Origin of the sequence: Paraburkholderia sp. BR13444, assembly GCF_040948755.1 — a bacterium.
Lineage (GTDB): Bacteria > Pseudomonadota > Gammaproteobacteria > Burkholderiales > Burkholderiaceae > Paraburkholderia > Paraburkholderia youngii.
In genome coordinates this window covers 423,278-446,217 of the sequence record NZ_JBFPKM010000003.1, presented here as the reverse complement: position 1 = coordinate 446,217, position 22,940 = coordinate 423,278, and the positions used below count along the sequence as shown (strand labels likewise).

Here is a 22,940-nt window from a genome sequence, read left to right as displayed (position 1 = left end):
GGACACGCCATGGACTTCACGCTGGTTGAAGAGGAACAGATGCTGGCCGACGTGGTCGGCCGTTTCGTCGAAAAGGAATACGACTTCGAGGCGCGACGCCGTCTCGCCGCTACGCCCGAGGGCTGGTCGGCTGCGCACTGGACTACGCTGGCCGAAATGGGCGTGCTGGCACTGAACGTGCCCCAGGATCATGGCGGCCTTGGCACGGGGCCGGTCGAGACCATGCTCGTGATGGAAGCCTTCGGCCGTGGACTCGTACTGGAGCCGTTTGTTTCGACCGCGGTGCTCGGCGCGAAGCTGATCGGGCGCGCAGGACACGAGGCGCGCAAGGCCGAGTTGCTGAGCGGCATTGCCGACGGCAGCCTGAAGACTGCGCTGGCGACGCTCGAACCCGGTGCGCGTTTCGATTTGTGGAATGTTGCGACGAGGGCCGAGACCACGCGTGACGGGTTCATCCTGAATGGACGGAAGGGCGTCGTATTGCACGGCGACAGTGCGGACATTCTGCTGGTTTCGGCTCGTACCGCGGGCGAGCAGACCGATCAGCAGGGCATCACACTCTTCGCCGTCGATGCGCGAACCCAAGGCGCCCGCGTCAGAGGATTTCCCACACTCGATGGCCAGCGAGTCGCCGAGGTGGTGCTGGAGAACGTGCGCGTCGATGCAAAGGCTGTGATCGGCACGGTCGATCAGGGCTACCCACTGCTCGAGTGGGCGGTCGATCAAGGCATTTTTGCGCTGTGCGCGGAAGCGGTCGGCGCGATGTCGCGGTTGAGCGAACTGACCTTTGAATACCTGCGCACTCGAAAGCAGTTCGGTTCGCCGATCGGTAAATTCCAGGCGCTGCAGCATCGCGCCGCCGATATTTTGACCGCGGTAGAGCAGGCGAAATCGATCGTCTACTTTGCCGCCGCCAAGCTCGGCGAGGACGACGACCGCGAAGCCCATCGTGCAGTCACAGCCGCCAAGGCGCTGATCGGCCGTAGTGCGCGCTTCGTGGCACAGCAAGCAATACAACTGCACGGCGGGATGGGCATGACGGACGAACTGGCGGTGGGGTGGTACGTGAAGCGGCTCACCTGCATCGATATGACCTGGGGAAACACCGAACACCATCTCGAACTGTACGGAGCGTTCCTGTAATCGCAGTTTTCCCGACGACCCAGAATGGTCCCGACCGCCGATACCGGTCGATTCGAAAAAGGAGACAACAGATGTCAGTAGCTGCTCATGGCGCGGCTCCGGAGCTCGCGCCAATTCCACCGCACGTATTGCCTGAACGTGTGTTCGACATCGATATCTACAATCCGCCGGGTGCCGAGGACGACTATCATCTGTCGCTCAAGCAGTTGCACGCCGAAGGCATTCCCGACATTCTGTGGACACCGCGAAACGGCGGACACTGGATCGCAACGCGCGGCGATGACATCTATCACATCCTCAAGGACTATGAGAATTTCTCGTCGAAGCAGCTGACGGTGCCGCTGGTCGAGCATCAACCGTTGCCGCCGATCTTCTTCGATCCTCCGCAGCACACCGCCTATCGCGCGCTGATCGCGCCTGCGTTCATGCCGCAGGCAATCGGCAAGCTCGAGGAGAAGGCGCGCGAAATGGCGATCGAACTGATCGAGGGTTTCTATCCCAAAGGCGAGGTGGAATTCGTATCGGGGTTTGCGCAGCATCTGCCAATCGGCATCTTCATGAACATGGTGGCGCTGCCCGCCGAGGATCGCGAGTACTTGCTCGGCCTCGCCGACAAGATGGTCCGCCCGGTCGATGCCAACGAGAAGCTCAAGGCGCTCGGTGCGATTTTTCAGTACCTGGGGGTGAAGATCGCGGAGCGCCGCGCGAATCCGGGTGACGACCTGATCAGCAAGATCGTCCATTCGAAGATCGACGGGCGTGCGCTCACCGACGAAGAAGTGCGCGGGCTTTGCGGTCTCGTGCTGATTGGCGGCCTCGACACGGTTGCCTCGGCAATGGGTTTTATCGCGCGATTCCTCGCCGGCAGCCCGGCCCACCGCAAGCAGCTGATAGACAACCCCGAACTGACGCAGAAGGCCGTGGACGAGCTTCTGCGGCGCTTCCCGGTGGTGAATCAAGGGCGGCGGATCACACACGACTTCGAATACAAGGGCGTGCAGATGAAGGCGGGCGACATGATCGTCATGCCGACCACGCTGCACGGTCTGGACGAGCGAAAGTTCGACGATCCGCTGACGGTGGATTTCACTCGGCCCACGCCGATCCATTCGACGTTCGGCAATGGCGCGCATCGTTGTCCCGGCTCGTTCCTTGCGCGCGTGGAGTTGAAAGTTTTCCTTCAGGAATGGCTGAAGCGGATTCCCGATTTCCAGATCAAGCCTGGCGAGAAGGCCGGTGTCCACGGAGGTGTGAACGGCACGCTGTACCACTTACCTCTTGTCTGGGACGTGGCGCGCTGAAGAACGGTTGCGATGGCCTTAGCAGGCCATTGTGACCATGGGCGTCTGTAGAAGACTATCTACGGCTCGGTACGCCCGTCATATCGCCCGCGCCTCGTTCTATGGCGATGCCTTGCTCAGCGCGCGCCAGACAACCTTCATGGCGTGACGGAACGAGTCGACATCGAGTGTGTTCGTGTGGGCCCGGCGAAGATAGACGACGAGGCCCTGAAGATGTGAAAGGAGCAGCGCACCGCGCAGCGTACATTCTCTCGCCGCCAAGGTCGGGTTTATCTGTGCGATCAGTTCCGCGAGCAAAGCCTGGAAATCCGCGGTGGTTTTCGCCATCAACGCATGCAAGACGGGCTCGTGCTCCGCCAGACTCCACGTTTCCAGAACAAACGCGCTAACGCGCTGACCGCCGGGCGCCGTCAGTACGGAGAACGCCTCGTCGACGATGACTTCCAAGCGGGTCTCCGGTGGCCGCCGTTTGTCTTCTGCGATCGTCCGATAGTGTTCGAAATAGCGATCTGTAAATGCCTCGATCGTGGCCCGCAATAGTTCTTCGCGGGTGCTGAAATAGTGCTGCAAGGTCCTCAGTCGGATTCCCGCGTCGCTGGCAATGCGGCGTTGGGTGAACCCAGCGTTACCTTCCGATGCAAAGACCTCGATCGCCACTTCGATGATGGCGGGCACGCGGGTGGTTCGATTCCCTCGCCGTCTTGGTCCGTCTTCCGCCGTCTTGTCTAGATCTGCCGATGAGATAGTCAGGTCTTTCATCTGTTGTGCTCTCCTTCGCGTCTGCTGCCTGTCGTGCGCATTGTCAGTCCCGGATATGCAAACCTGCAGATCATTCCCCACTTGAACGAGCATCGCTCGATCCTGATCGGCCAGCCGCGACTTTTTGATCTGATGATAGTCAGCTGACGAATAAAAATTCGTCCATCGACTAATTACTTTCAGATGGCGTCTCATCCATTTAATTGCTGCATCACATATCGTACTCCACTGCAGCGTGGTTCTGTCCATACCAGCATTTCCCCTGGTGCAACTTGGGCTTGATAATGGGTCGGCTGACCACTAGTATTTAGTCAAACGACACATTACGGCAGAAGCAGATTTTTCTCGCAGCGTCGGAAGCCGGAACGGAGATTCGCAGCTGTCAGGCCGGGCCGGTCAAGGTCGCCAATTTTTGCGTTCGTGGCAGCGATTGCCAGCGGCGCACACGGGGCGGTTGAAGGAGCAGGACATGAAGCGTGGAGAAAGTTCTTTGCGTTCGCTCATCGAAAAGTGGCTCGCGCCAACTGCGACCACCCCGGTGCACGTAACCCGATGTACCTTCGCAAATTCGAGTCAGACGAGGTGTGTGCTCGCGCGGTCGTCTGCCTCGGAGAGGTCCCTCGCGATATTCTTCTTCCGGCACGACGACGGAGCCTGGCGAGTGTTCCCACCGCCTCCCCGAAAACCAGAAATGCACTTCTGCCCAGGCGCGGGATAAGGAATTTTGTCTTGTCGCGATTTGTGGTCAGAATATATATGGATGCACTTCCAGGGAAACTGACCCAATCGCACAAGCGTTTTCGGCTGCTTCCGCGATTCGTCCTCCTTTCGCGTTCGAAGTGACAGACGAAAGACTACCTCGTCCCTGATCTGCACCGCGTACCGGACTCGAGCCGAAAAATCCCGGCTGCGTGCGGCCTGCAGATCGATTCATGATCCGCTCTCGCGGATTGCCAGGAAGCCACCTATGGTTTGCGTCGCCATTCCTCGCAGGCGAGGCGGATGCCGTGTCAATGCAAGCGTCGCCGGCATCTCGTTGGCGCGACGCACTGGGCACGTATCCGGCACCGATGCGTGCCCGGGTCACGCGCGCATCGCTTCAAATTCGTCACCGATCTCAAACCCACGTTTACCCCGAATCTCGAACGGCGTTCGAAAAAATGCATCACGTAGGGGTGGGCGAGCGTTGACAGTCGAGTTTCGAGCGTTTATCTTTGCGAACAGCATTCGTATTCTGGTGATGCGGTAGGAGGGATCTGAAACGCGATGCTGATGAGGTGGGGGAGGCCGGTTTCGCTTCATTGCTAAATCTGCGGCAGTCCAACGGCCTTGGCCTTTTCTGCGGCAGTTCGACAAAGACAAGAGGAGACGCATGAAACAGAAGAGTCTTAAGCCAAGGGCGATCAGCCTTGGCGTACACGCCGCCTGTATCGCCGCGGCATGCGGGTTGTGGAGCGCGAACGCCAATGCATTCCACTTCGATGTGCCGAACCCGGACATCGACATGCAATGGGACAACACGGTGCGCGCGGACTACGGCATCCGGCTGCAGAATCCGGACCAGTTTTACACCAGCAGTCCGACGTTCGATGAAGGCAATCTGTCGACGCCGAAGTTCAGCACGATCCAGGCAATGCTGAACCTCTACAGCGAGTTCGATTTCAAGTACAAGGAAACGTCCGGCTTCCGCATCAGCATGGACGCGTGGTACGACCCGACGTTCAAGAATCACAATACGAGCAATCCGGCGTTTCTGCCGAACTATCCGAACAACGAGTACACGAGCTACATCAAGAAGTACTATCAGGGGCCAAGCGCCGAACTGCGTGATGCGTTCGTGTTCAACACCTTCGACCTCGGTGGTCACTCTGTAAACGTCAAGCTCGGCCGGACGGCGATTACCTGGGGGCAGTCGGCGTTCGCTACGCTGGGTGGTGCGAACTCGGTGGCGATCGGTCAACAGCCGCTCGACCTGATGAAGCTGACGCAGAGCCCGAGCGCTTCGCTCAAGGAAATCGTGTTGCCGACGGCTCAGGCCGCCGTGACGGCGAACATTACCGACACGATTTCCCTCGGCGCACAGTACACGTTCGAATGGAATCACGACCGGCTGCCTGAAGGCGGCACCTATTTCGGCGGTGCGGATCCGATCCTCTACGGCCCTCCGATCGCCAGCTACGAAACCATTCCGGGGCTGGGCACGTTCGGGATTCCTCGCATCGCGCCGACCAAAGGTCAGATAGGCGACATCGGCCTGAACGGCAAGTGGCGAGTCGATTCGCTCGCAACGACCTATGAATTCACGTACCGCCACTTCGCCATGAAGATGCCATGGGCGGCGGTGCTGCTCCCGGGTGCCGGACCGCAACTCTTCCCTGGCTTCAACCTGCCCGGTGTGACGGCGAAGTACGGCAACAACGTGAACCTGATCGGCGCTGGCTTCAACAGCGCGATCGGCAACGCGGCAGTGGCGGGCGAACTGTCGTATCGCTGGAACATGCCGCTCACAGCCGTCAATACCACGACGGTCAACGACGCGCCGACGGGTCGCACGCTGCACGGTCTGCTGAACGTCACGCAGTCGTTCGGCAAGACGCCCTTGTGGGACAACATGTTCCTTCAGGCTGAATTCGCGTTCAACCAGCTGCTGAGCGTGACACACAACGCGGGCAACTTTGCGAATTCCAGCTATGACACGACCGGCCAATGCTCGGCATCGGGGAACAATCCCTTCAACAACTGCTCGACGCGCTTCTGGGCCGGAATCGGCATTGGTGCGAGCCCGCAGTGGTATCAGGTGTTCCCGGGGGTCGATCTGACGATGCCACTGTTCGTCAATCTGAATCTGAAGGGCTACTCTTCGGTCATTACGCCAGCGGCCGAAGCACAAGGGCAGAACACATTCGTGGTCGGGCTTGATTTCACGATTTACAACAAGCACCAGGTGAACGTGACCTACACGTATTACATGAACAAGAAGGGGTACTCAACGGCGGGAGCCGCGACGGCACTCGGCGCACCGTATAGCGACAAGTCGTGGATCGGCATCACCTATCAGACAACGTTTTGATGATGGAGGCACCTGTGAAAAGACTCCCAAAGCTTCTTAAGGCGCTGGCGATACTCGCCGCAGTTTGGGCTTCACCCTATACGCTGGCAATCGAGAGCGGGATTACCCCGTTCGGAGCGGAAATTGCTGGCAACAAGGACGGCACGATTCCCGCCTACACGGGCGGCATCAAGGAATTCCCGGCCGGCTTCAAGCCCGACTCCGGGAAATGGGCGGACCCTTTTGCCGGTGAAAAGCCTGTTCTGCAAATCACGGCCCAGAACTATCAGCAATACGCCGACAAGCTGAGCGCCGCATCGATCGAACTGTTCAAGCGCTATCCGACTTACCGGATGGACATCTACCCGACGCACCGCTCCGTTTCGTATCCGGATTGGTACCTCGAGAACTCGGAGAAGAACGCGCAAAGCGCCAAGCTCGAAAAGAATGGCCTTTATATTTCGGGCGCGTTCGGCGGTAAGCCGTTCCCGGTCCCGAAGAACGGTCAGGAAGCGTTGTGGGACTGGGAATTGCGTTATGTGGGCACGGCCCAGAAAAACAACGTGAAGACGTGGCTCGTCGATTCGAGAGGCACTCCGATTCTTGCTGCACAGTTCAAGAGTTCGCTGCTCTATCCGTATTTCGAGCCTAAGTATGAAGCGGAGTTTCGCAAGAAGGGTCCCCTTGCGATCTGGTATCAGGTCTATAACGACTACGCTGCACCGTCCCGTCTGATCGGCGAGACGTCGCTCTTCTGGTACTTCACGGATTCGGCCGATCACGATCAGCAATCGTGGGCATACAACCCGGGCCAACGCCGCGTGCGCGTGGCGCCCGATCTCGCCTATGACACCCCGAACCCCGGCTACTCCGGCGCGATCACGATGGACGATATCCAGCTGTTCTACGGGAAGATCGACCGCTGGGACGCAAAACTGGTCGGAAAGAAGGAAATGTACATCCCGTACAACGACTACAAGCAGCAGTACGATACGCCTGCCAGCAAGATCCTCACGCCGAATTTCGTGAATCCGGATCATGTGCGCTGGGAACTGCACCGCGTGTGGGTCGTGGACCTGACGCTCAAGCAGGGCGCGCGTCATATCTACAGCAAGAAGACGCTGTATTTCGACGAGGACGGCGGTGGCGGACTGATGGACGCGTATGACCAGTCGGGCAAGCTGTATCGCGGTGGCTTCGAAACCACGGTGCCCGCCTACGACTACAAGGTTCCGTACTCGCTGGGCAACTGGTTCTACGACTTCAACAGCGGCATCTATATTTTTGGCAGCCATCCGGCGGAGTCGCCGGGGATCATGTTCAACGTGAGCTTCCCGAACGACTACTTCACGCCGGAGCGTATGCAATCTGCGGGTGTGCGCTAATTGCGCGCTGAGTCGAGGATAAGGTATTGAGTGAGACGTCCCGCCCGGCTTGCCTGGCGGGACGTCTCACCAGCAGTGGCTGGATCGAGTCGCACGCATCGAAAGTAGTGTGGTTGCTTTTGGTATTGGATCAATCTGGAAAGTGATGGAGACAGTTTTGAAGAAGCACCGGCTGTTGATTAACGCGTTCGCGCTTGCTGCAGCAATTTGCGCCGCGCCGATGTCGAATGCGATCGAAAACGGGATCACGCCTTTCGGGGCCGAAATCGCCGGGAACAAGGACGGGACGATTCCCGCCTACACAGGCGGTATCACACAGTTTCCGACGGGATTCCAGGCAGATTCTGGCAAGTGGGCAGACCCGTTTCCGGGTGAGAAGGCAGTGCTGCAAATCACTAACCAGAACTATCAGCAGTACGCGGACAAGCTGAGCGCGAGTTCGATCGAGCTGTTCAAGCGTTATCCGACCTATCGGATGGACGTCTATCCGACGCATCGCTCGGTGTCGTATCCGGACTGGTATCTCGAGAATTCGGAAAAGAACGCGCAGAACGCGAAGCTCGAAAAGAATGGCCTGTTCGTTTCCGGTGCGTTTGGCGGCAAGCCGTTCCCGGTGCCGAAGAACGGTCAGGAAGCATTGTGGAACTGGGAACTGCGCTATGTGGGTACGGCCCAGCGCAACAACGTGAAGACGTGGCTGGTTGATTCGAGAGGCACGCCGATCCTCGCCGCGCAATTCAAGAGCTCACTGTACTACCCATATTTCGATCTGAAACAGGAAGGCGAATTCAGGAAGAAGGGCGGTCTCGCCATCTGGCAATACATCAACAACGATTTCGTTGCACCGGCGCGAATGATCGGCGACACCACGCTCTACTGGTTCTTCACCGATACGGCCGATCACAACCAGCAATCGTGGGAATACAACCCCGGTCAGCGCCGCGTGCGCGTGGCGCCTGACCTTGCCTACGACACGCCGAACCCCGGCTATTCGGGCGCGATCACGATGGACGACATCCAGTTGTTCTACGGACGCATCGATCGCTGGGACGCGAAGCTCGTCGGCAAGAAAGAGATGTACATCCCATACAACGACTACAAGCAACAGTACGAAACGCCGGCGAGCAAGATCCTGACGCCGCATTTCGTCAGCCCGGATCATGTGCGCTGGGAACTGCACCGCGTGTGGGTCGTCGACTTGACGCTCAAGCAGGGCTCGCGTCACGTGTATGGCAAAAAGACGGTCTATTTCGACGAGGACGGTGGCGGCGGAATGATGGACGCCTATGACCAGTCGGGCAAGCTGTATCGGGGTGGCTTCGAGACCACGGCGCCTGCGTACGACTACAAGGTGCCGTATTCGCTGGGCAACTGGTTCTACGACTTCAACAGCGGCATCTATATTTTCGGCAGCCATCCGGCGGACTCGCCTGGGATCATGTTCAACACGAGCTTCACGAAGGACTTCTTTACACCTGAGCATATGCAGTCGACCGGCGTGCGATAGCCGATACAGGTGCAAGGAAAGGCGCAGTACGTGCGCGATGCCGGGTATCGCATGGCGCACAGATAAGTTTCATAAAAATCCAGGACTGTTCGCGTGACCGATCGCCAGTTACTGTGAAGGAGACACAATGCGCAATACCCTGTTTCGTTGGCTGGCACTCGTCGCGGCGGCATGCGCCGCCAGCGGGTCGGTCCATGCCGAATTCGCCGATCCGATGCGTTCGCCTGCCGTGATCAACCTGCAGGCCGCGCATGAACCGCTGATCGCGTTGGCCCAGGCCGGACAGCGTCTGGTCGCGGTAGGCCCGCGCGGGGCGATTCTGGTCTCGGACGACATGGCCATGCACTGGCGCCAGGTCCAGGTGCCGGTGAGTTCGGATCTGGTCGCTGTCACGTTCAAGTCGGCCGCGCTCGGCTGGGCGGTCGGACACGACGGCCAGGTGCTCCACACCACCGACGGCGGCAATACCTGGACACGGCAGCTCGACGGCCAGCAGGCGGCGAAGCTGATGAGCGCCTACTACGCGAAGCAGCAGGGCGATTCACCCGATCTGAAGGCGTCGCGCGAAGAGGCAGAGCGCTTCGAAGCAGACAAGGGGGGACGTCCTTTCCTGGACGTCTGGTTTGATGATGAGCGTTCGGGGTGGGTCATCGGCTCGTTCAACATCATTTTCCACACCGACGACGGCGGCAAGAACTGGGTGCCCTGGTTCGATCGCGTCGACAATCCCAACGCGTTGAACCTGCATGCAATGCGCCGTATCAACGGGACGCTTTATATCGTGGGCGAACAGGGGCTGCTGCTCAAGCTCGATCCGGGCAAGCAGCGTTTCGTCGCGGTGCCTACGCCCTCGAAGGGCAGTCTCTTCGGTCTCGCTTCCACGGGCAACGCGTTGATCGTCTACGGTCTGCTCGGCAACGCATATCGCTCCATCGACAGCGGAGCGACCTGGGACAAGATCACGCTGCCGACCGGCGCGAGCATCCTGGCGTCGGCTGAACTGCCGAACGGTCACCTTCTTCTCGCGACCCAGGCGGGTGAGCTGCTCGAGAGCGCCGATCAGGGGGCAACGTTTCAAAAACTTCGCGCGAGCCAGCCGGGCGGCATCTTCGCGATGGCGTTGCGCGGCGACACCGCGGTGCTGGCTGGTGCGGCCGGCCTGTCGCGGATCACATTGTCGAAGTCGAACTAAAAGGGAGCAGACATGGCTGGCGGCAACAATGCCCAATTCGACAAGATGCCCGTTGTGGCGGATCTTGCCCAGTTCGATTCACGTTCAGGCAACGCGCTTGAACGGTTGATCTTCAACCGCCGTCCCTGGCTCATCGTCATCTGCGCGATCATCACGGCGGTGCTAGGGTTTCAGGCGCTGCGTCTCGATGTGAATGCGAGCTTCGAGAAGATGATTCCGCTGTCGCATCCGTACATCAAGAACTATCTCGCCAACAAGGCGGACCTTAAAGGGCTCGGCAATTCGCTGCGGATCGTCGTCGAGAATCCCTCGGGCGACATCTACGATCCGAAGTATCTTGCCGCGCTGCGACGCGTCAATGATGCATTGTTCCTGATTCCGGGCGTCGACCGTCCTGGCGTGAAGTCGATCTGGATGCCGATCGTGCGCTGGAACGTGGTCACGGAGAATGGCTTCGCGGGCGGCCCGGTGATGCCGGACGGCTTCGACGCGTCCGCACAGGGCATCGCACAGCTGCGCACGAATGTAGCGCGCGCAAACATCGTGGGCAGCATCGTGTCGAATGATCAGCATTCGAGCATGATCCAGTTGCCGCTGCTCGATCACTATGCCGATACCGGCAAGGCGCTCGACTACGCGAAGCTCTCGCACCAGATCGACGAGGTCATCAAGAAGGAGGGTCACGGCGAGGTGCACGTGCACGTGGTGGGCTTCGCCAAGCTGATCGGCGACCTGATCGACGGCCTCAAGCTGGTGGCGATGTACTTCGGCGTGGCCGCGGCGATCGCGCTCGGCGTGATCTTTCTGTACACGCGCTGCTATCGCAGCACGCTGCTGGTGGTGGCATGTTCGCTGATCGCCGTAGTCTGGCAGCTCGGCATCATTCGTTCGCTCGGCTATGTGCTCGATCCCTATTCGGTGCTGGTGCCGTTCCTCGTTTTCGCCATCGGGGTATCGCATGGCGCACAGAAGATGAACGGGATCACTCAGGACATCGGGCGTGGCACGCATCGCTACGTGGCGGCACGCTACACGTTCCGGCGACTTTTCCTCGCCGGTCTCACGGCGTTGCTCGCGGACGTGGTTGGCTTCGCGGTGCTGATGGTCATCGACATTCCGGTCATCAAGGATCTGGCGTTCACGGCGAGCGTTGGCGTGGGCGTGCTCGTGTTCACGAATCTACTGCTGCTGCCGGTACTGCTTTCATACATTGGCGTCAGTCCGTCAGCGGCACGACGCAGCGTGCGCGGCGAACAGAACGAGGCGCGCGGCACCTCGTCGGCCGGCGCGCTTTGGAACCTGCTCGACCGCTTCACCGAACGCCGCTGGGCCGTGGGTGCGATCGTTTGCGCGGCGGCACTCACGGTGTTCGGCTGGTCGATCAGTCAGCATCTGCAGATCGGCGACCTCGATTCGGGCGCGCCGGAGCTTCGTCCAGACTCGCACTACAACCTCGACAACGCTTACGTCAACACGCATTTCGGCTTGTCGAGCGATCTCTTCGTCGTGGTTGGCAAGTCGTCGCACGGCACTTGCGACGCCGACAATTTCCCGCTCGTTCTCGAGGCTGACCGACTCGAAGCCACGCTGCGCAACGTGCCGGGCGTGCAGACGACGACTTCGGTCGGTGGCCTCGCGCGCTGGGTCACGGCGGGCTTCTACGAGGGCTACCCGAAGTGGTACACGGTCGACCGCGTGCCATCGATCGTCAACAAGACGGTGTGGCAGATCCTGCTCGATCATCCGGACCTACTGAGCCAAACTTGCGGCACCGCGCCTGTGATCGCGTATCTGACCGATCACAAAGCGGCGACGCTCTCGCGCGTCATGGAGGCGGCGGAGGCATTCGCGAAAGAACATAGCGACGCCGATCACCAGTTCCTGATGGTTGCCGGCTCGGCCGGCATCGATGCAGTGACGAACGTGGTCGTTGCGAAAGCGAACCGCACCATGCTGTTCATGGTGTATGCGGCGGTGATCCTGCTGTGCTTCATCACGTTCCGCAGCTGGCGCGCGGTCGTGGTGGCCGTCGTGCCGCTCGGAATCACTTCGGTGCTGTGCGAGGCGCTGATGGTCAAGCTCGGCATCGGCGTGAAGGTGGCGACGCTGCCGGTGATCGCGCTGGGCGTGGGGATTGGCGTCGACTATGCGCTCTATCTGCTGAGCGTGCAGCTCGCGTATCAGCGTGCGGGGCAGCCGCTGCGCGTAGCTTATCGTCATGCGGTGCAGTTCACGGGCAAGGTCGTGGCGTTGGTCGGCGTGACGCTGGCTGCCGGCGTTGTGACATGGGCCTTCTCGCCAATCAAGTTTCAGGCCGACATGGGCATCCTGCTAACGTTCATGTTCCTGTGGAACATGATCGGTGCGCTGATCCTGATCCCGGCGCTGTCGCATTTCCTTCTGCAGGGAATTTCGCGCAAGGCGGTGGCGAGGGGGGGAGCGGCTGGTTCGGCGAACGTCGAAGCTTGTAGCGGCGAGGTCACGCTGCGGTAGCGGGTATGTGGCGGTGCCGCGCGTTGCGCGCGGCACCGCCTCGCAGCACAAATAAGTTGACCCGCTGGCCGCTCGGCCTTACACCACGGACATCGAAAAGCTCAGGATCTCCGAGACTCCGCCGTCGACCATCAGCATTTGGCCATTCATGTAAGAGCTGGCCTGCGACGCGAGAAACACGGCGACGCCGCCTAGTTCCTCGGGATTGCCCCAACGGCCAACCGAAATATGCGAGCGCACGATCTCCTTCATTTGCGGATTCGATGTGACGGGCTCAGCCATATCCGTGAGGAAGTAGCCGGGGCAGATCCCGTTGCAACGAATGCCGTGCCGACCCAGCTCCGCACCGAGCGATTTCGTGAGTCCGGCAACGGCGTGCTTGCTGGCCACGTACGCTTGGAGCTTCTCGCGGCCGAGCACCGACACATAAGACCCGACGTTGATGATGCGTCCGTGTCCGCGTTCGATCATCGGGCGCGCCACTTCCTGCGCGAGCAGGTATGCGGCTGTGACATTGGTATCCATTGTTCTTTGCCACATATCGACGCTCGACTGGAGAAAATCGCTCCACTCGCAAATGCCGGCATTGTTGAGCAGTACGTCGATGCGGCCGTGACGAGCGAGAACGTTGCGCACGCCGTTTCTGATCGCATTGTGATCGGTGAGATCGAACGGTTCGATATCGACGGTGCCACCCGTTTTGCGAATCGACTCCGCCGCGGTCTCGAGGCTCGCGCGCGATCGCGCACAAAGAATCACACGCGCGCCCGCGGACGCCAGGGCGCTCGCCATCGCAAAGCCGAGACCGCGCGATGCGCCCGTGACGAGCGCGATTTGTCCTTCCAGTGAAAAGAGTTTCATTGTCTGACTCCCGTGGATGATGGGAAGGCTGATTACTGGTGGCGGATGACGATCTTGCCGAAATGTTTCTGGCTTTCGAGGTGCCGAAGCGCATCCGGTACATGCGCGAAGTCATAGACCGAGTCGATCACCGGCCGCAGTTTGTGTAGTGCGATTGCGCGGTTCATCGATTCGAAGTCCTGGCGGGAGCCGACGCGGATCGGTGCGATCGTCAGTCCGCGCGTGAAGAATCCCTCGCCGGGGGAGGGGGCACCGGTCAGCAGCCCCACGACGCTGATCCGGCCGCCGTCCCGTGTGCAAGCAACCGACTTGCCGAACGTTTGAGCCCCGCCCACCTCGACGACGAGATCGACCCCAAGGCCATTGGTCAGGCGCAGGACGGCGTCTTCCCAATTGGGCGTGTCGCGGTAGTTGATGGTCGCGTCTGCGCCCAGTTCGGCCAGGCGTTTCAGTTTCGATTCGCTGGACGAAGTGGCGATCACGCGGGCGCCGAAAAGACGTGCTAGCTGCAGAGCGAAGATCGATACGCCGCCGGAACCTTGCACGAGGACGGTCTGGCCCGGCAGCAGGGGCGCATGCTGACACAGTGCGTTCCATGCGGTGACGGCGGCGCACGGCAGTGTCGCGGCTTCCTCGTCGGAAAGGTGCTCGGGCACACCAATCAGCTCTTCCTCACTCAGTACGACTTTGTCGCGAAGCATCCCTTCGACGATGGCGCCGCGGCCCAAAGTATCTGCGTGTTGCGGGCGCGCTCCGCCGTGCCAGTTTTCCGCGAAATTGGCCATCACCCGGTCGCCCGGTTTGAAGCGCCGTACGCTTGCGCCGACCGCGATCACGACCCCCGCGCCGTCCGAGGCCGGAATGAAGTTCGGTGCCATCCAGTCGCGAAACGCTCCATTCATCAGCAGCAACTCACGGAAATTCAGTGAACTCGCCTTGACCTGCACCAATACCTGATGAGCGCCAGGTGGCGCCGGATCGGGTTGTTCGCATAACGCCAGTCCCGCAATGCCTTCGAAACGCTCGCATCGATACAGCTTCATTTGTCGTCTCCTTGGTGTTGAACGAGGGCGTCGAATTGATCGGCAAGTGACGCTTTCCTCATTCTTCTCGTTGACAGCTACAAAAAGAACGGTTCAGAATATAGAACATTGTTCAACAAAGCGTTCGGAGCGTCAAATTGAAGATACTGGTCGCGGTGAAGCGCGTGATCGACTACAACGTGAAGCCTCGGGTCAAGTCCGACGGCTCGGGCGTCGATCTGACCAACGTAAAAATGGCCATGAACCCATTCGACGAGATCGCGGTGGAGGAGGCGGTGCGCCTCAAGGAAGCAGGCGTTGCAACTGAAGTCGTCGTGGTATCGGCGGGCACAGCGCAATCGCAGGAGGTACTGCGTACGGCACTCGCCATGGGGGCGGATCGTTCGGTGCTAGTGGAGAGCGATGCGGATCTGCAGCCGCTCGCAGTCGCAAAGCTGCTGGCCGCCGTAGCCGCGCGGGAAAACCCGCAACTGGTCTTGCTCGGCAAGCAGGCCATCGACAACGACGCTGGCCAAACCGGGCAGAAACTCGCCGCATTGCTCGGCTGGCCGCAAGCGACGTTTGCGTTCAAGACGGAAGTGGATGGTCAGCAACTGCTCGTCACGCGTGAAATCGATGGCGGTCTCGAACGCGTCGCTCTCGATCTGCCTGCGGTGATCACGACCGATCTGCGCCTGAACAGTCCCCGCTATGTGACGCTGCCCAACATCATGAAAGCGAAGAAGAAGCCTCTGGATACGCTGAATCCTGAAGCGCTGGGCGTTGACGTCGCGCCTCGCCTGAAGGTTATCGAAGTGACCGAGCCACCGGCGCGCAAGGGCGGTGTGATGGTTCCGGATGTTGCAGCGCTGATTGAAAAGCTTCGAAACGAAGCGAAGGTGATCTGATCATGACTATTCTCGTTATCGCCGAACACGACAATGCGACCCTGAAGCGCGCCACGCTCAACGCCATCACAGCGGCGGGCGCAGTGGGTGGCGACATTCATGTGCTGGTGGCGGGCCACGGCGCGTCGGCCGTCGTCGAGCAAGCCGCGAACGTAGCCGGTGTCGCCGAAGTGCTCGTCGCGGAAGCACCCGAATACGCGCACGGGTTACCGGAAAACCTCGCCGCACTCGTGGTCTCGTTGGCCGGCGCTTATACACACGTGATTGCCGCGTCCACGGCGGTGGGCAAAAACTTCATGCCCCGTGTGGCCGCGCTGCTCGATAGCGCGCAGATTTCCGATGTCGTTGCCTTCAAGGCTGCCGATGTTTTCGTGCGTCCAATCTATGCCGGCAATGCACTAGCAACAGTGCAATCGTCCGACCCGATCAAAGTCATCACGATTCGCCCGACCGCGTTCGATGCTGCAGCGACCGGTTCGACCACCGCGCCGTCACGCGCTGTTGCATCGGCGCCGGCTTTCGACAAGGCCCGTTTTGTCGGGCAGGAGCTCACGAAATCGAGCCGGCCGGAGCTTGCGGCGGCAAACATCGTGGTGTCGGGCGGCCGTGGCATGCAGAACGGTGACAACTTCAAGCTCCTCGACGCGCTTGCGGACAAGCTTGGTGCGGCCGTCGGCGCGTCGCGTGCGGCGGTCGACGCCGGCTTCGTGCCGAACGACTATCAGGTCGGCCAGACGGGCAAGATCGTCGCGCCTCAGTTGTATATCGCGGTGGGCATCTCGGGAGCGATTCAGCACCTCGCCGGCATGAAGGATTCGAAGGTCATCGTCGCGATCAATAAAGACGCAGAGGCGCCGATCTTTCAGGTGGCCGACTACGGTCTCAACGCGGACCTGTTCGAAGCTGTTCCGGCGCTGACCGCTGCGCTCGATTGACGTTCGCCCGGATTGACAGCAATCCGGGCGTCAGCCTAGCATCTGAACGCCGTTCACAACAATTGAACCGATCGTTGCATATCGATTGCGAACCACTCGGCCACAACATAAAGAGTCGGAACCGGCGCCTACGCCGGCCACATCACGAAGGAGATAGCAATGGGTAACAGAGGTCCCGATTCGGGTGAACACACGCTCCGTCTCGATTTTGTGCCGAAGGACAGTTACCTGTCGAAGCAATTCCTCGAGCGGGAGAACGAGCGGCTGTGGCCGCACGTGTGGCAGGTTGCGTGTCGGCTGGAAGAAATTCCCAACGTCGGCGACTACGTCACCTTCGACGTGGCCGGCGAGTCGATCATCGTGGTGCGAACGGCGGCTGACCGGATCAGGGCCTTTTTCAACGTCTGCCAGCATCGTGGCCGTCGCTTGACCAACGGCAGCGGCAAGGCCTCGAAATTTCACTGTGCCTATCACGGATGGCAGTGGAATCTGGATGGCAGTGTCGCGCGCGTGCTCGATCGTGACGATTGGGCCGGCTGCGAGGAAATGACCGACGGTGATCTGCGTCTCACCGATGTTCTGGTGGATACGTGGGGCGGTTTCGTGTTCATCAACATGGACCCGAACGCAGAGCCGCTCGCTAAATTCCTCGATCCGGTACCGGAGATCACGAACTGCTTCGAATTCGAGAAGATGCGCTACCGCTGGTACAAGTCGATTCGTCTTCCGTGCAACTGGAAGGTTGCGCTCGAAGCGTTCAACGAGGGTTATCACGTCGCGGCAACGCATCCTCAGTTGCTGGATGTCGCGGGAGATGACGTAACGCGAAGCTTCGCCTACGGCCGTCACGGCATGTTCGGCTACTCGACGGCCACGCGCATGATCGGCGCGCCGTCGCCACGAACCGGCAAGCCGATGCCGGAGGACGTGCGTCAGGGTCTCGTCAACTTCTTCCGTGTGATGGAAGAGACCCTGAAAGCAATCAATACCGCGCGAGACTACGAAGCGGCGAAGCGGCTGATGACGGAAATGTCGCCCTCGGGTAACCAGTTCGAAGTCCTCGCAAAGGCAATGGATTTCCAACGCGAAGCGGCGATCGCTGAGGGCGCCGGCTGGCCGGAGATCACTTTCGAGCAACTCGGTCGAGCGGGAGCGGACTGGCATGTCTTCCCGAACCTCGTGTTTCTTCCGTACCCCGACGGCGCGCTGTTTTACCGCGCACGCCCGGACGGCGATAACCCCGATTCGTGCATCTACGACATCTGGTCGCTGCAGCGCTTCGCGCCGGGCGCGGAGCCGCCGCTTAAGCGCGAGTTCTACTACGGTGTTGATGACTGGAAAGAGAACGCTCAGGAGAACTTCGGCCTGATCCTGTGGCAGGACTTCCAGAACATGACCAACGTGCAGCAGGGGATGAAGTCGCGCGGCTTCAAGGGTTCGCGCACGAATCCGCTACAGGAAACGTCGGTCTCGAACTTCCATCGCGCGCTGCGCGAATTCATCGCGCGGGAGGAGTGATGTCGACGAGCTGGGACGCAACGTACGACTTCGTGGTGGTCGGCAGCGGCGGTGGTTCGATGTGTGCGGCGCTTGCCTGCAAGTCGGTGGGCAAAGAAGCGCTGATCATCGAGAAGCAGGCGAAGGTCGGTGGCTCGACCGGCTATTCGGGCGGCGTCTGGTGGCTGCCGAACAATCACGTGATGAAGCGCCACGGCGTAAGCGATTCGTATGAGCGCGCACGGCAGTACTTCGACGCCGCGGTGACGTATCAAGGTCCGGGCACTTCGGAGGCGCGACGCGAGGCTTACTTGCGCACCGGGCCGAAGATGGCCGAGTTTCTCGAGCAGCAGGGGATGCAGTTCGTGTACGCGGACGGCTGGTCCGATTACTACGACACGCTGCCCGGCGGGGAGCCGCGTGGCCGGTCCCTATTGGCGAAGCTGTTCGACGTGAAGGAACTGGGCGAATGGGCGCCGCGCTTGTCGCGCTATAAAGGACCGTCGATGCCAGCCAACTCGGACGAGTACCCGACACTGTTTCTGATGAAGCGGACGTGGGGCGGCAAGCGCAAGGCGATGCAGCTCGGCGGCCGCATGCTTTACCAGAAGATCACCGGCAAGGAGCTCGTGGCCAACGGTGCGGCGATTCAGGGGCGCATGCTTCAGATGGCGCTGCGCGCGAACGTGCCGATCTGGACGGACACGCCGGTGCGGGAGTTCATCGTCGAGGAAGGGCGAGTGGCCGGCATTGTCGCAGTGCGCAGCGGCCGCGAGTTGCGCGTGCGCGCTCGCCAGGGCGTCCTGCTCAATACGGGCGGCTTTTCACACAACGCGGAGATGCGCCGCAAGTACCAGCCGCAGCCGTCGTCCGCGGATTGGACCAATGCGAATCCAGGCGATACCGGTGAAATCCTGCAAGCTGCGATCGCGCTCGGCGGCGCGGTGGATTGCATGGAAGAAGCGTGGTGGGTCGTGACGTCGCTCGGTCCCAACGAGGAACTGCCCGAAGGCGCGCGCGCACCGGACGGTTCGCCGTTGCCGTTCATGCATCACCTCGACCTCTCGCTGCCGTTTTCCATCATGGTCGATCAGGATGGCGAGCGCTTTTGCGACGAAGCGGGAGCGTACATGGAGATCGGTCAACGCATGTACGAGCGCCACAAGCAGACGGGAAAGGCGGTGCCCGCGTGGGTCGTGATGGACAGCCGCCAGCGCAAGTACTACCCGTGGGGCACCGCGATGCCGGGCCAGATTCCGCAGAAGTGGCTCGACAGCGGATACATGATCAAAGCTGACACGCTCGAAGAGCTAGCCGCGAAATGCAAGATCGACCGTGCGGGTCTGCTCAAGACCGTCCAGCGCTTCAATGGTTTCTGCAAAACGGGCGTCGACGAAGATTACGGCCGCGGCTCGCGCGCATTCGATCGCTGCCATGGTGACCCGACCATCAAACCGAACCCGAATCTCGGGCCGATCGAGCAGGGCCCGTTCTACGCGGTGCGCATGTATCCAGGCGATGTCGGCACTGCTGGCGGTCTCGTAACTGACGAGTTCGGACGTGTGCTGAAGGACGACGGTTCGCAAATCCCTGGGCTGTACGCCACCGGCAACTGCACGGCATCCGTGGTTGGCCGGTGTTATCCGGGCGCCGGCAGCAGCATCGGCGCATCGTTTGTGTTCGGTTACATCGCGGCGCTGCATTCGAGCGGCGCGCAAAAGATCTGGTGACACAGGAGAGTGACGAATGAATGCCTATCAGCCGCCCAGCAGCGAAGTCCTGGTCGACATCTACAGGCGCATGACACTCATCAAGCAGAACGATGAGCGCTTTCGCGCCGTGATCAAGGCCGGCAAGCTGGTCATGCCGTACTACTCGCCGCGCGGGCAGGAAGTGATCCCGTCGGCGATGTCGGTGTGTCTCACCGATGACGACTACATCTGCACGATCTACCGCGGTGTTCACGACATGATCGCCAAAGGTGTGCCGCTCAAGGAACTCTGGGCCGAACTCGGTGGACGAGTGACCGGGACCTGCAAGGGCAAGGGCGGTCCGATGCACGTTACCCATCCCGCTTCCGGCGTGATGGTCACGACCGGCATCGTCGGCAGTTCGATGCCAATTGCGAATGGCCTGGCGCTTGCCGCGCAGATTCGCGGTGAACGGCGCGTGGCAGTCGCTTACTTCGGCGATGGCGCATCCAACATCGGCGCGTTCCACGAGTCGCTGAACATGGCATCGGTCTGGAAACTGCCGGTGATTTTCGTCTGCCAGAACAACGGCTACGCGGAGCACACCAAATACGCTTACGGCACCTCCGTGTCTAATATCGCGCAACGCGCCGTCGCATACCAGATGCCCGGCGTGACGGTGAACGGCAACGATCCGATCGCGATGCACAAGGCGGCGCGCGAGGCGGTCGAGCGTGCGCGCGACGGTGGCGGCCCGACGCTCATCGAAGCGAACACGTTCCGCTTTCAGGGCCATGTATTTGGCGATCCGGACGCGTACATGGACAAGCATGAAAAGGCGGCCTGGGTCGCCAAGGACCCCGTGCCGCTGTTCCGCCAGTGGCTCATCGATGCAAAGCATGGGAGCGAAGAGCAACTGGCTGCGATGGAAGCCGGGCACGAGGCGCAGATTGACGCTGCGGTCGAATTCACGTTGTCGAGCGAATATCCCGATGTCGCTGAGCTTCGTCGCGACATCTTCAAGGACGAGGTGCTTGCATGAGCCAGATGCCAACCAACATCAACACTATCCAGGCCGTCAATTTCGCGCTCGACGATGCAATGGCCGCCGACGTCAACGTGATCGTGCTGGGTGAAGACGTTGCCGACGGCCAGGAAGGCGGCATTGTCGGCGTAACGAAGGGACTGTCGTCGAAATACGGCACCTCGCGCGTGCGTTCGACGCCGATCTCGGAGCAGGCCATCATCGGTGCGGCAATCGGCGCTTCGATGGTCGGCATGCGCCCGGTGGCGGAAATCATGCTGATGAACTTCACGACCGTCGCGATGGACATGATCGTGAATCACGCGGCGAAACTGCGCTTCATGTCGGGCGGACAGACCAATGTGCCGATCGTGATCCGCACGATGACCGGTGCGGGCTTCGGCACGGGTGGTCAGCACGCGGACTATCTCGAAGCGTGGTTCGCGCACGTCGCCGGCATCAAGGTGGTCGCGCCTTCGAATCCTGCCGATGCGTATGGCCTGATGCTGTCCTGCATCCGCGATGACGACCCTTGTCTGTTCATCGAGAACATGCCGACCTACTGGAACCCGGGCAATGCGCCGGAGCGCGGCGTGGCGATTCCACTTGGAAAGGCCAACGTCGTGCGCGCAGGCACGGACGTCACGTTGATCAGTTACAGCCGCCGCGTGCAAGAGGTCATGGTCGCCGCGGAGGCGCTCGCCAAGGATGGGATCGCCTGCGAAGTGATCGATTTGCGCACGGTCTCGCCTCTGGATACCGAAACCATCCTGACTTCGGTTGCCAAAACAGGGCGCGCCGTCGTGGTGCACGAGGCCGTCAAGCCGTTCGGCGTGGGTGCTGAAATCGCATCTCGCATCTACGAGGCCCTCTTTCGCGAACTCAAGGCGCCGGTGCAGCGCGTGGGCGCGCAATTCTGCCCCGTGCCGTTCTCCAAGCCGCTCGAAGACGCGTTCGCGCCGGGCGTGGCAGACATCGAAGCGGCGGTTCGCGCGACGCTGAAATGACAAGCACGCGCTCCCGCAATTTCCATCATCAATAGAGCAAGCTCATGACCACACAAGTTCTGCTGCCCAAACTGGGCTTTTCCATGAATGAAGGCACGCTGGCCGAATGGCTGGCGGAAGACGGCGCGACCGTGAGCGAAGGGCAGATTCTCTACGCGCTCGAGAGCGACAAATCGGTTCAGGAGGTCGAGTCGCCGGCGTCGGGCACGCTGCGCATCGTCGCCCAGGTTGGCGAAGTGTATCCCGTCGGCACGGTGCTGGCGGAAATCGTCTGATTGGCCGCAGGCCGGTCACGCTGTTCAAGAGTCGTTTGAAAAGGCATCCGCGATGAGTGTCGAATCCGTAGCTACCCGAGCGCAGTCCAACGTGAATAGTGGTTCAGGCGAGGCCGCTGCGCCAGCGTTTGGTGCGAATCTGCCGCCCTGGCCGCAGGTCGATTTCGCCGAATTCGGCGAGGTAGAGGTCAAGCCGGTGTCGCGCATCCAGAAGCTCACAGGAGCCTTCCTATCGCGCAACTGGCTGACGATTCCGCATGTGACCCATCACGACGATGCCGATATTACGTCGCTCGAAAGCTATCGCAAGGCGCGCAACGACGCGAATCCGGCGGTCAAGCTGACGCCGCTCGTCTTCCTGATCAAAGCCGTGGTGCGGGCTTTGCAGGAGTTTCCGCAATTCAACGCGTCGCTCGACGGTGACGGCAAGAACATCGTTCTGAAGAAGTACTTCCACATCGGGGTCGCGGTGGATACGCGCTTTGGATTGCTCGTGCCGGTGCTGCGCGATTGCGACAAGAAGAGCGTCGAAGAACTCTCGGTAGAACTTGCAGCAATTTCGCAGAAGGCGCGCGAAAAGGGGCTATCGATGGCGGAGATGTCGGGGGGCTGCTTCTCGATCAGCTCGCTGGGCGGCTTCGGCGGTACCGGCTTTACGCCTATCGTCAATGCGCCTGAAGTGGCGATTCTCGGTGTGACTAAAACCCGGCTGGCGGCCGCGCCGGCGGATGACGGCGGCGTCAGCTGGCGCAAGATGCTGCCCTTGTCGCTCAGCTACGACCATCGCGTGATTAACGGAGCCGACGCGGCGCGCTTCGCTGCATTCATCGGCACCGTGCTGGCCGATCCGCAGACGCTCGCAGGTTAACAGACGATCTGACACAACAACGA

Annotated in this window: 18 protein-coding genes; 15 read left to right on the top strand and 3 right to left on the bottom strand. The window is 60.6% G+C overall.

The genetic code is table 11. The annotated features are described in order from the left end of the window. Positions 1 to 9 precede the first annotated feature (9 nt). Positions 10 to 1,143, top strand: a complete 1,134-nt coding sequence (locus tag AB3X95_RS11020; protein WP_368621329.1) for an acyl-CoA dehydrogenase family protein — start codon at positions 10 to 12, stop codon at positions 1,141 to 1,143. 71 nt (positions 1,144 to 1,214) lie between these two features. Continuing rightward, positions 1,215 to 2,444 carry a cytochrome P450 gene (locus AB3X95_RS11015; RefSeq protein WP_176122708.1) on the top strand — a complete coding sequence of 410 codons (1,230 nt, stop codon included), beginning with the start codon at positions 1,215 to 1,217 and terminating at the stop codon, positions 2,442 to 2,444. Positions 2,445 to 2,543: 99 nt separating this feature from the next. On the opposite strand, the gene AB3X95_RS11010 is transcribed toward AB3X95_RS11015, so the two are convergent. After that, positions 2,544 to 3,203: a TetR/AcrR family transcriptional regulator gene (locus tag AB3X95_RS11010; protein WP_176122707.1), complete on the bottom strand. Its 660-nt coding sequence runs from the start codon at positions 3,201 to 3,203 to the stop codon at positions 2,544 to 2,546. Between the two features lie 1,372 nt (positions 3,204 to 4,575). Between AB3X95_RS11010 and AB3X95_RS11005 the strand changes: the two genes are divergently transcribed. The 5 genes from AB3X95_RS11005 (at position 4,576) to AB3X95_RS10985 (ending at position 12,829) form a co-directional block, all read left to right on the top strand. Further along, on the top strand, positions 4,576 to 6,273 hold the full coding sequence (locus tag AB3X95_RS11005) for a DUF1302 domain-containing protein (RefSeq protein WP_368621328.1): 1,698 nt from the start codon (positions 4,576 to 4,578) through the stop codon (positions 6,271 to 6,273). Positions 6,274 to 6,287: 14 nt separating this feature from the next. After that, complete coding sequence (locus AB3X95_RS11000) at positions 6,288 to 7,637, top strand: DUF1329 domain-containing protein (RefSeq protein ID WP_309234957.1); 1,350 nt, start codon at positions 6,288 to 6,290, stop codon at positions 7,635 to 7,637. Positions 7,638 to 7,782: 145 nt separating this feature from the next. After that, complete coding sequence (locus tag AB3X95_RS10995; protein ID WP_176122706.1) at positions 7,783 to 9,144, top strand: DUF1329 domain-containing protein; 1,362 nt, start codon at positions 7,783 to 7,785, stop codon at positions 9,142 to 9,144. A 127-nt stretch (positions 9,145 to 9,271) separates the two neighbouring features. Continuing rightward, positions 9,272 to 10,336 (top strand): YCF48-related protein, encoded by a 1,065-nt coding sequence (locus tag AB3X95_RS10990; RefSeq protein ID WP_368621327.1) that lies wholly within the window; start codon positions 9,272 to 9,274, stop codon positions 10,334 to 10,336. Between the two features lie 12 nt (positions 10,337 to 10,348). Then, on the top strand, positions 10,349 to 12,829 hold the full coding sequence (locus tag AB3X95_RS10985; protein ID WP_368621326.1) for an RND family transporter: 2,481 nt from the start codon (positions 10,349 to 10,351) through the stop codon (positions 12,827 to 12,829). 78 nt (positions 12,830 to 12,907) lie between these two features. Here the strand turns inward: AB3X95_RS10985 and AB3X95_RS10980 are convergent, their stop codons facing one another. After that, positions 12,908 to 13,690, bottom strand: coding sequence for an SDR family oxidoreductase (locus tag AB3X95_RS10980; protein ID WP_176111362.1), 783 nt, complete (start codon positions 13,688 to 13,690; stop codon positions 12,908 to 12,910). A 32-nt stretch (positions 13,691 to 13,722) separates the two neighbouring features. After that, positions 13,723 to 14,733, bottom strand: coding sequence for an NAD(P)-dependent alcohol dehydrogenase (locus AB3X95_RS10975; protein WP_176122702.1), 1,011 nt, complete (start codon positions 14,731 to 14,733; stop codon positions 13,723 to 13,725). A 137-nt stretch (positions 14,734 to 14,870) separates the two neighbouring features. Here AB3X95_RS10975 and AB3X95_RS10970 point away from each other — a divergent pair, with 137 nt between their 5' ends. The 8 genes from AB3X95_RS10970 (at position 14,871) to AB3X95_RS10935 (ending at position 22,917) form a co-directional block, all read left to right on the top strand. Then, positions 14,871 to 15,620: an electron transfer flavoprotein subunit beta/FixA family protein gene (locus AB3X95_RS10970; RefSeq protein ID WP_368621325.1), complete on the top strand. Its 750-nt coding sequence runs from the start codon at positions 14,871 to 14,873 to the stop codon at positions 15,618 to 15,620. A gap of 2 nt (positions 15,621 to 15,622) precedes the next feature. Continuing rightward, entirely contained in the window at positions 15,623 to 16,555 is a 933-nt protein-coding gene (locus AB3X95_RS10965; protein ID WP_368621324.1) for an electron transfer flavoprotein subunit alpha/FixB family protein, read from the top strand. Between the two features lie 159 nt (positions 16,556 to 16,714). Next, positions 16,715 to 18,073 carry an SRPBCC family protein gene (locus tag AB3X95_RS10960; RefSeq protein ID WP_368621323.1) on the top strand — a complete coding sequence of 453 codons (1,359 nt, stop codon included), beginning with the start codon at positions 16,715 to 16,717 and terminating at the stop codon, positions 18,071 to 18,073. Then, positions 18,073 to 19,782, top strand: coding sequence for an FAD-binding protein (locus AB3X95_RS10955; RefSeq protein ID WP_176122698.1), 1,710 nt, complete (start codon positions 18,073 to 18,075; stop codon positions 19,780 to 19,782). Before AB3X95_RS10960 ends, AB3X95_RS10955 begins: the two co-directional genes overlap by 1 nt. A gap of 16 nt (positions 19,783 to 19,798) precedes the next feature. Continuing rightward, positions 19,799 to 20,785, top strand: a complete 987-nt coding sequence (locus AB3X95_RS10950) for a thiamine pyrophosphate-dependent dehydrogenase E1 component subunit alpha (RefSeq protein ID WP_368621322.1) — start codon at positions 19,799 to 19,801, stop codon at positions 20,783 to 20,785. Beyond that, positions 20,782 to 21,774 carry an alpha-ketoacid dehydrogenase subunit beta gene (locus AB3X95_RS10945; RefSeq protein WP_176122696.1) on the top strand — a complete coding sequence of 331 codons (993 nt, stop codon included), beginning with the start codon at positions 20,782 to 20,784 and terminating at the stop codon, positions 21,772 to 21,774. The genes AB3X95_RS10950 and AB3X95_RS10945 overlap by 4 nt, the downstream gene beginning before the upstream one ends. A 44-nt stretch (positions 21,775 to 21,818) precedes the next feature. Then, positions 21,819 to 22,049, top strand: a complete 231-nt coding sequence (locus AB3X95_RS10940; RefSeq protein ID WP_152851317.1) for a biotin/lipoyl-containing protein — start codon at positions 21,819 to 21,821, stop codon at positions 22,047 to 22,049. A gap of 91 nt (positions 22,050 to 22,140) precedes the next feature. After that, entirely contained in the window at positions 22,141 to 22,917 is a 777-nt protein-coding gene (locus AB3X95_RS10935; protein WP_368621321.1) for a 2-oxo acid dehydrogenase subunit E2, read from the top strand. Positions 22,918 to 22,940 lie beyond the last annotated feature (23 nt).

Excerpts from the sequence above, each read along its gene's own strand:
- AB3X95_RS11020 (WP_368621329.1), top strand. The coding sequence starts at position 10 with ATGGACTTCACGCTGGTTGAAGAGGAACAGATGCTGGCCGACGTGGTC.
- AB3X95_RS11015 (WP_176122708.1), top strand. The coding sequence starts at position 1,215 with ATGTCAGTAGCTGCTCATGGCGCGGCTCCGGAGCTCGCGCCAATTCCA.
- AB3X95_RS11010 (WP_176122707.1), bottom strand. The coding sequence starts at position 3,203 with ATGAAAGACCTGACTATCTCATCGGCAGATCTAGACAAGACGGCGGAA.
- AB3X95_RS11005 (WP_368621328.1), top strand. The coding sequence starts at position 4,576 with ATGAAACAGAAGAGTCTTAAGCCAAGGGCGATCAGCCTTGGCGTACAC.
- AB3X95_RS10995 (WP_176122706.1), top strand. The coding sequence starts at position 7,783 with ATGGAGACAGTTTTGAAGAAGCACCGGCTGTTGATTAACGCGTTCGCG.
- AB3X95_RS10990 (WP_368621327.1), top strand. The coding sequence starts at position 9,272 with ATGCGCAATACCCTGTTTCGTTGGCTGGCACTCGTCGCGGCGGCATGC.
- AB3X95_RS10985 (WP_368621326.1), top strand. The coding sequence starts at position 10,349 with ATGGCTGGCGGCAACAATGCCCAATTCGACAAGATGCCCGTTGTGGCG.
- AB3X95_RS10980 (WP_176111362.1), bottom strand. The coding sequence starts at position 13,690 with ATGAAACTCTTTTCACTGGAAGGACAAATCGCGCTCGTCACGGGCGCA.
- AB3X95_RS10975 (WP_176122702.1), bottom strand. The coding sequence starts at position 14,733 with ATGAAGCTGTATCGATGCGAGCGTTTCGAAGGCATTGCGGGACTGGCG.
- AB3X95_RS10965 (WP_368621324.1), top strand. The coding sequence starts at position 15,623 with ATGACTATTCTCGTTATCGCCGAACACGACAATGCGACCCTGAAGCGC.
- AB3X95_RS10960 (WP_368621323.1), top strand. The coding sequence starts at position 16,715 with ATGGGTAACAGAGGTCCCGATTCGGGTGAACACACGCTCCGTCTCGAT.
- AB3X95_RS10955 (WP_176122698.1), top strand. The coding sequence starts at position 18,073 with ATGTCGACGAGCTGGGACGCAACGTACGACTTCGTGGTGGTCGGCAGC.
- AB3X95_RS10950 (WP_368621322.1), top strand. The coding sequence starts at position 19,799 with ATGAATGCCTATCAGCCGCCCAGCAGCGAAGTCCTGGTCGACATCTAC.
- AB3X95_RS10945 (WP_176122696.1), top strand. The coding sequence starts at position 20,782 with ATGAGCCAGATGCCAACCAACATCAACACTATCCAGGCCGTCAATTTC.
- AB3X95_RS10940 (WP_152851317.1), top strand. The coding sequence starts at position 21,819 with ATGACCACACAAGTTCTGCTGCCCAAACTGGGCTTTTCCATGAATGAA.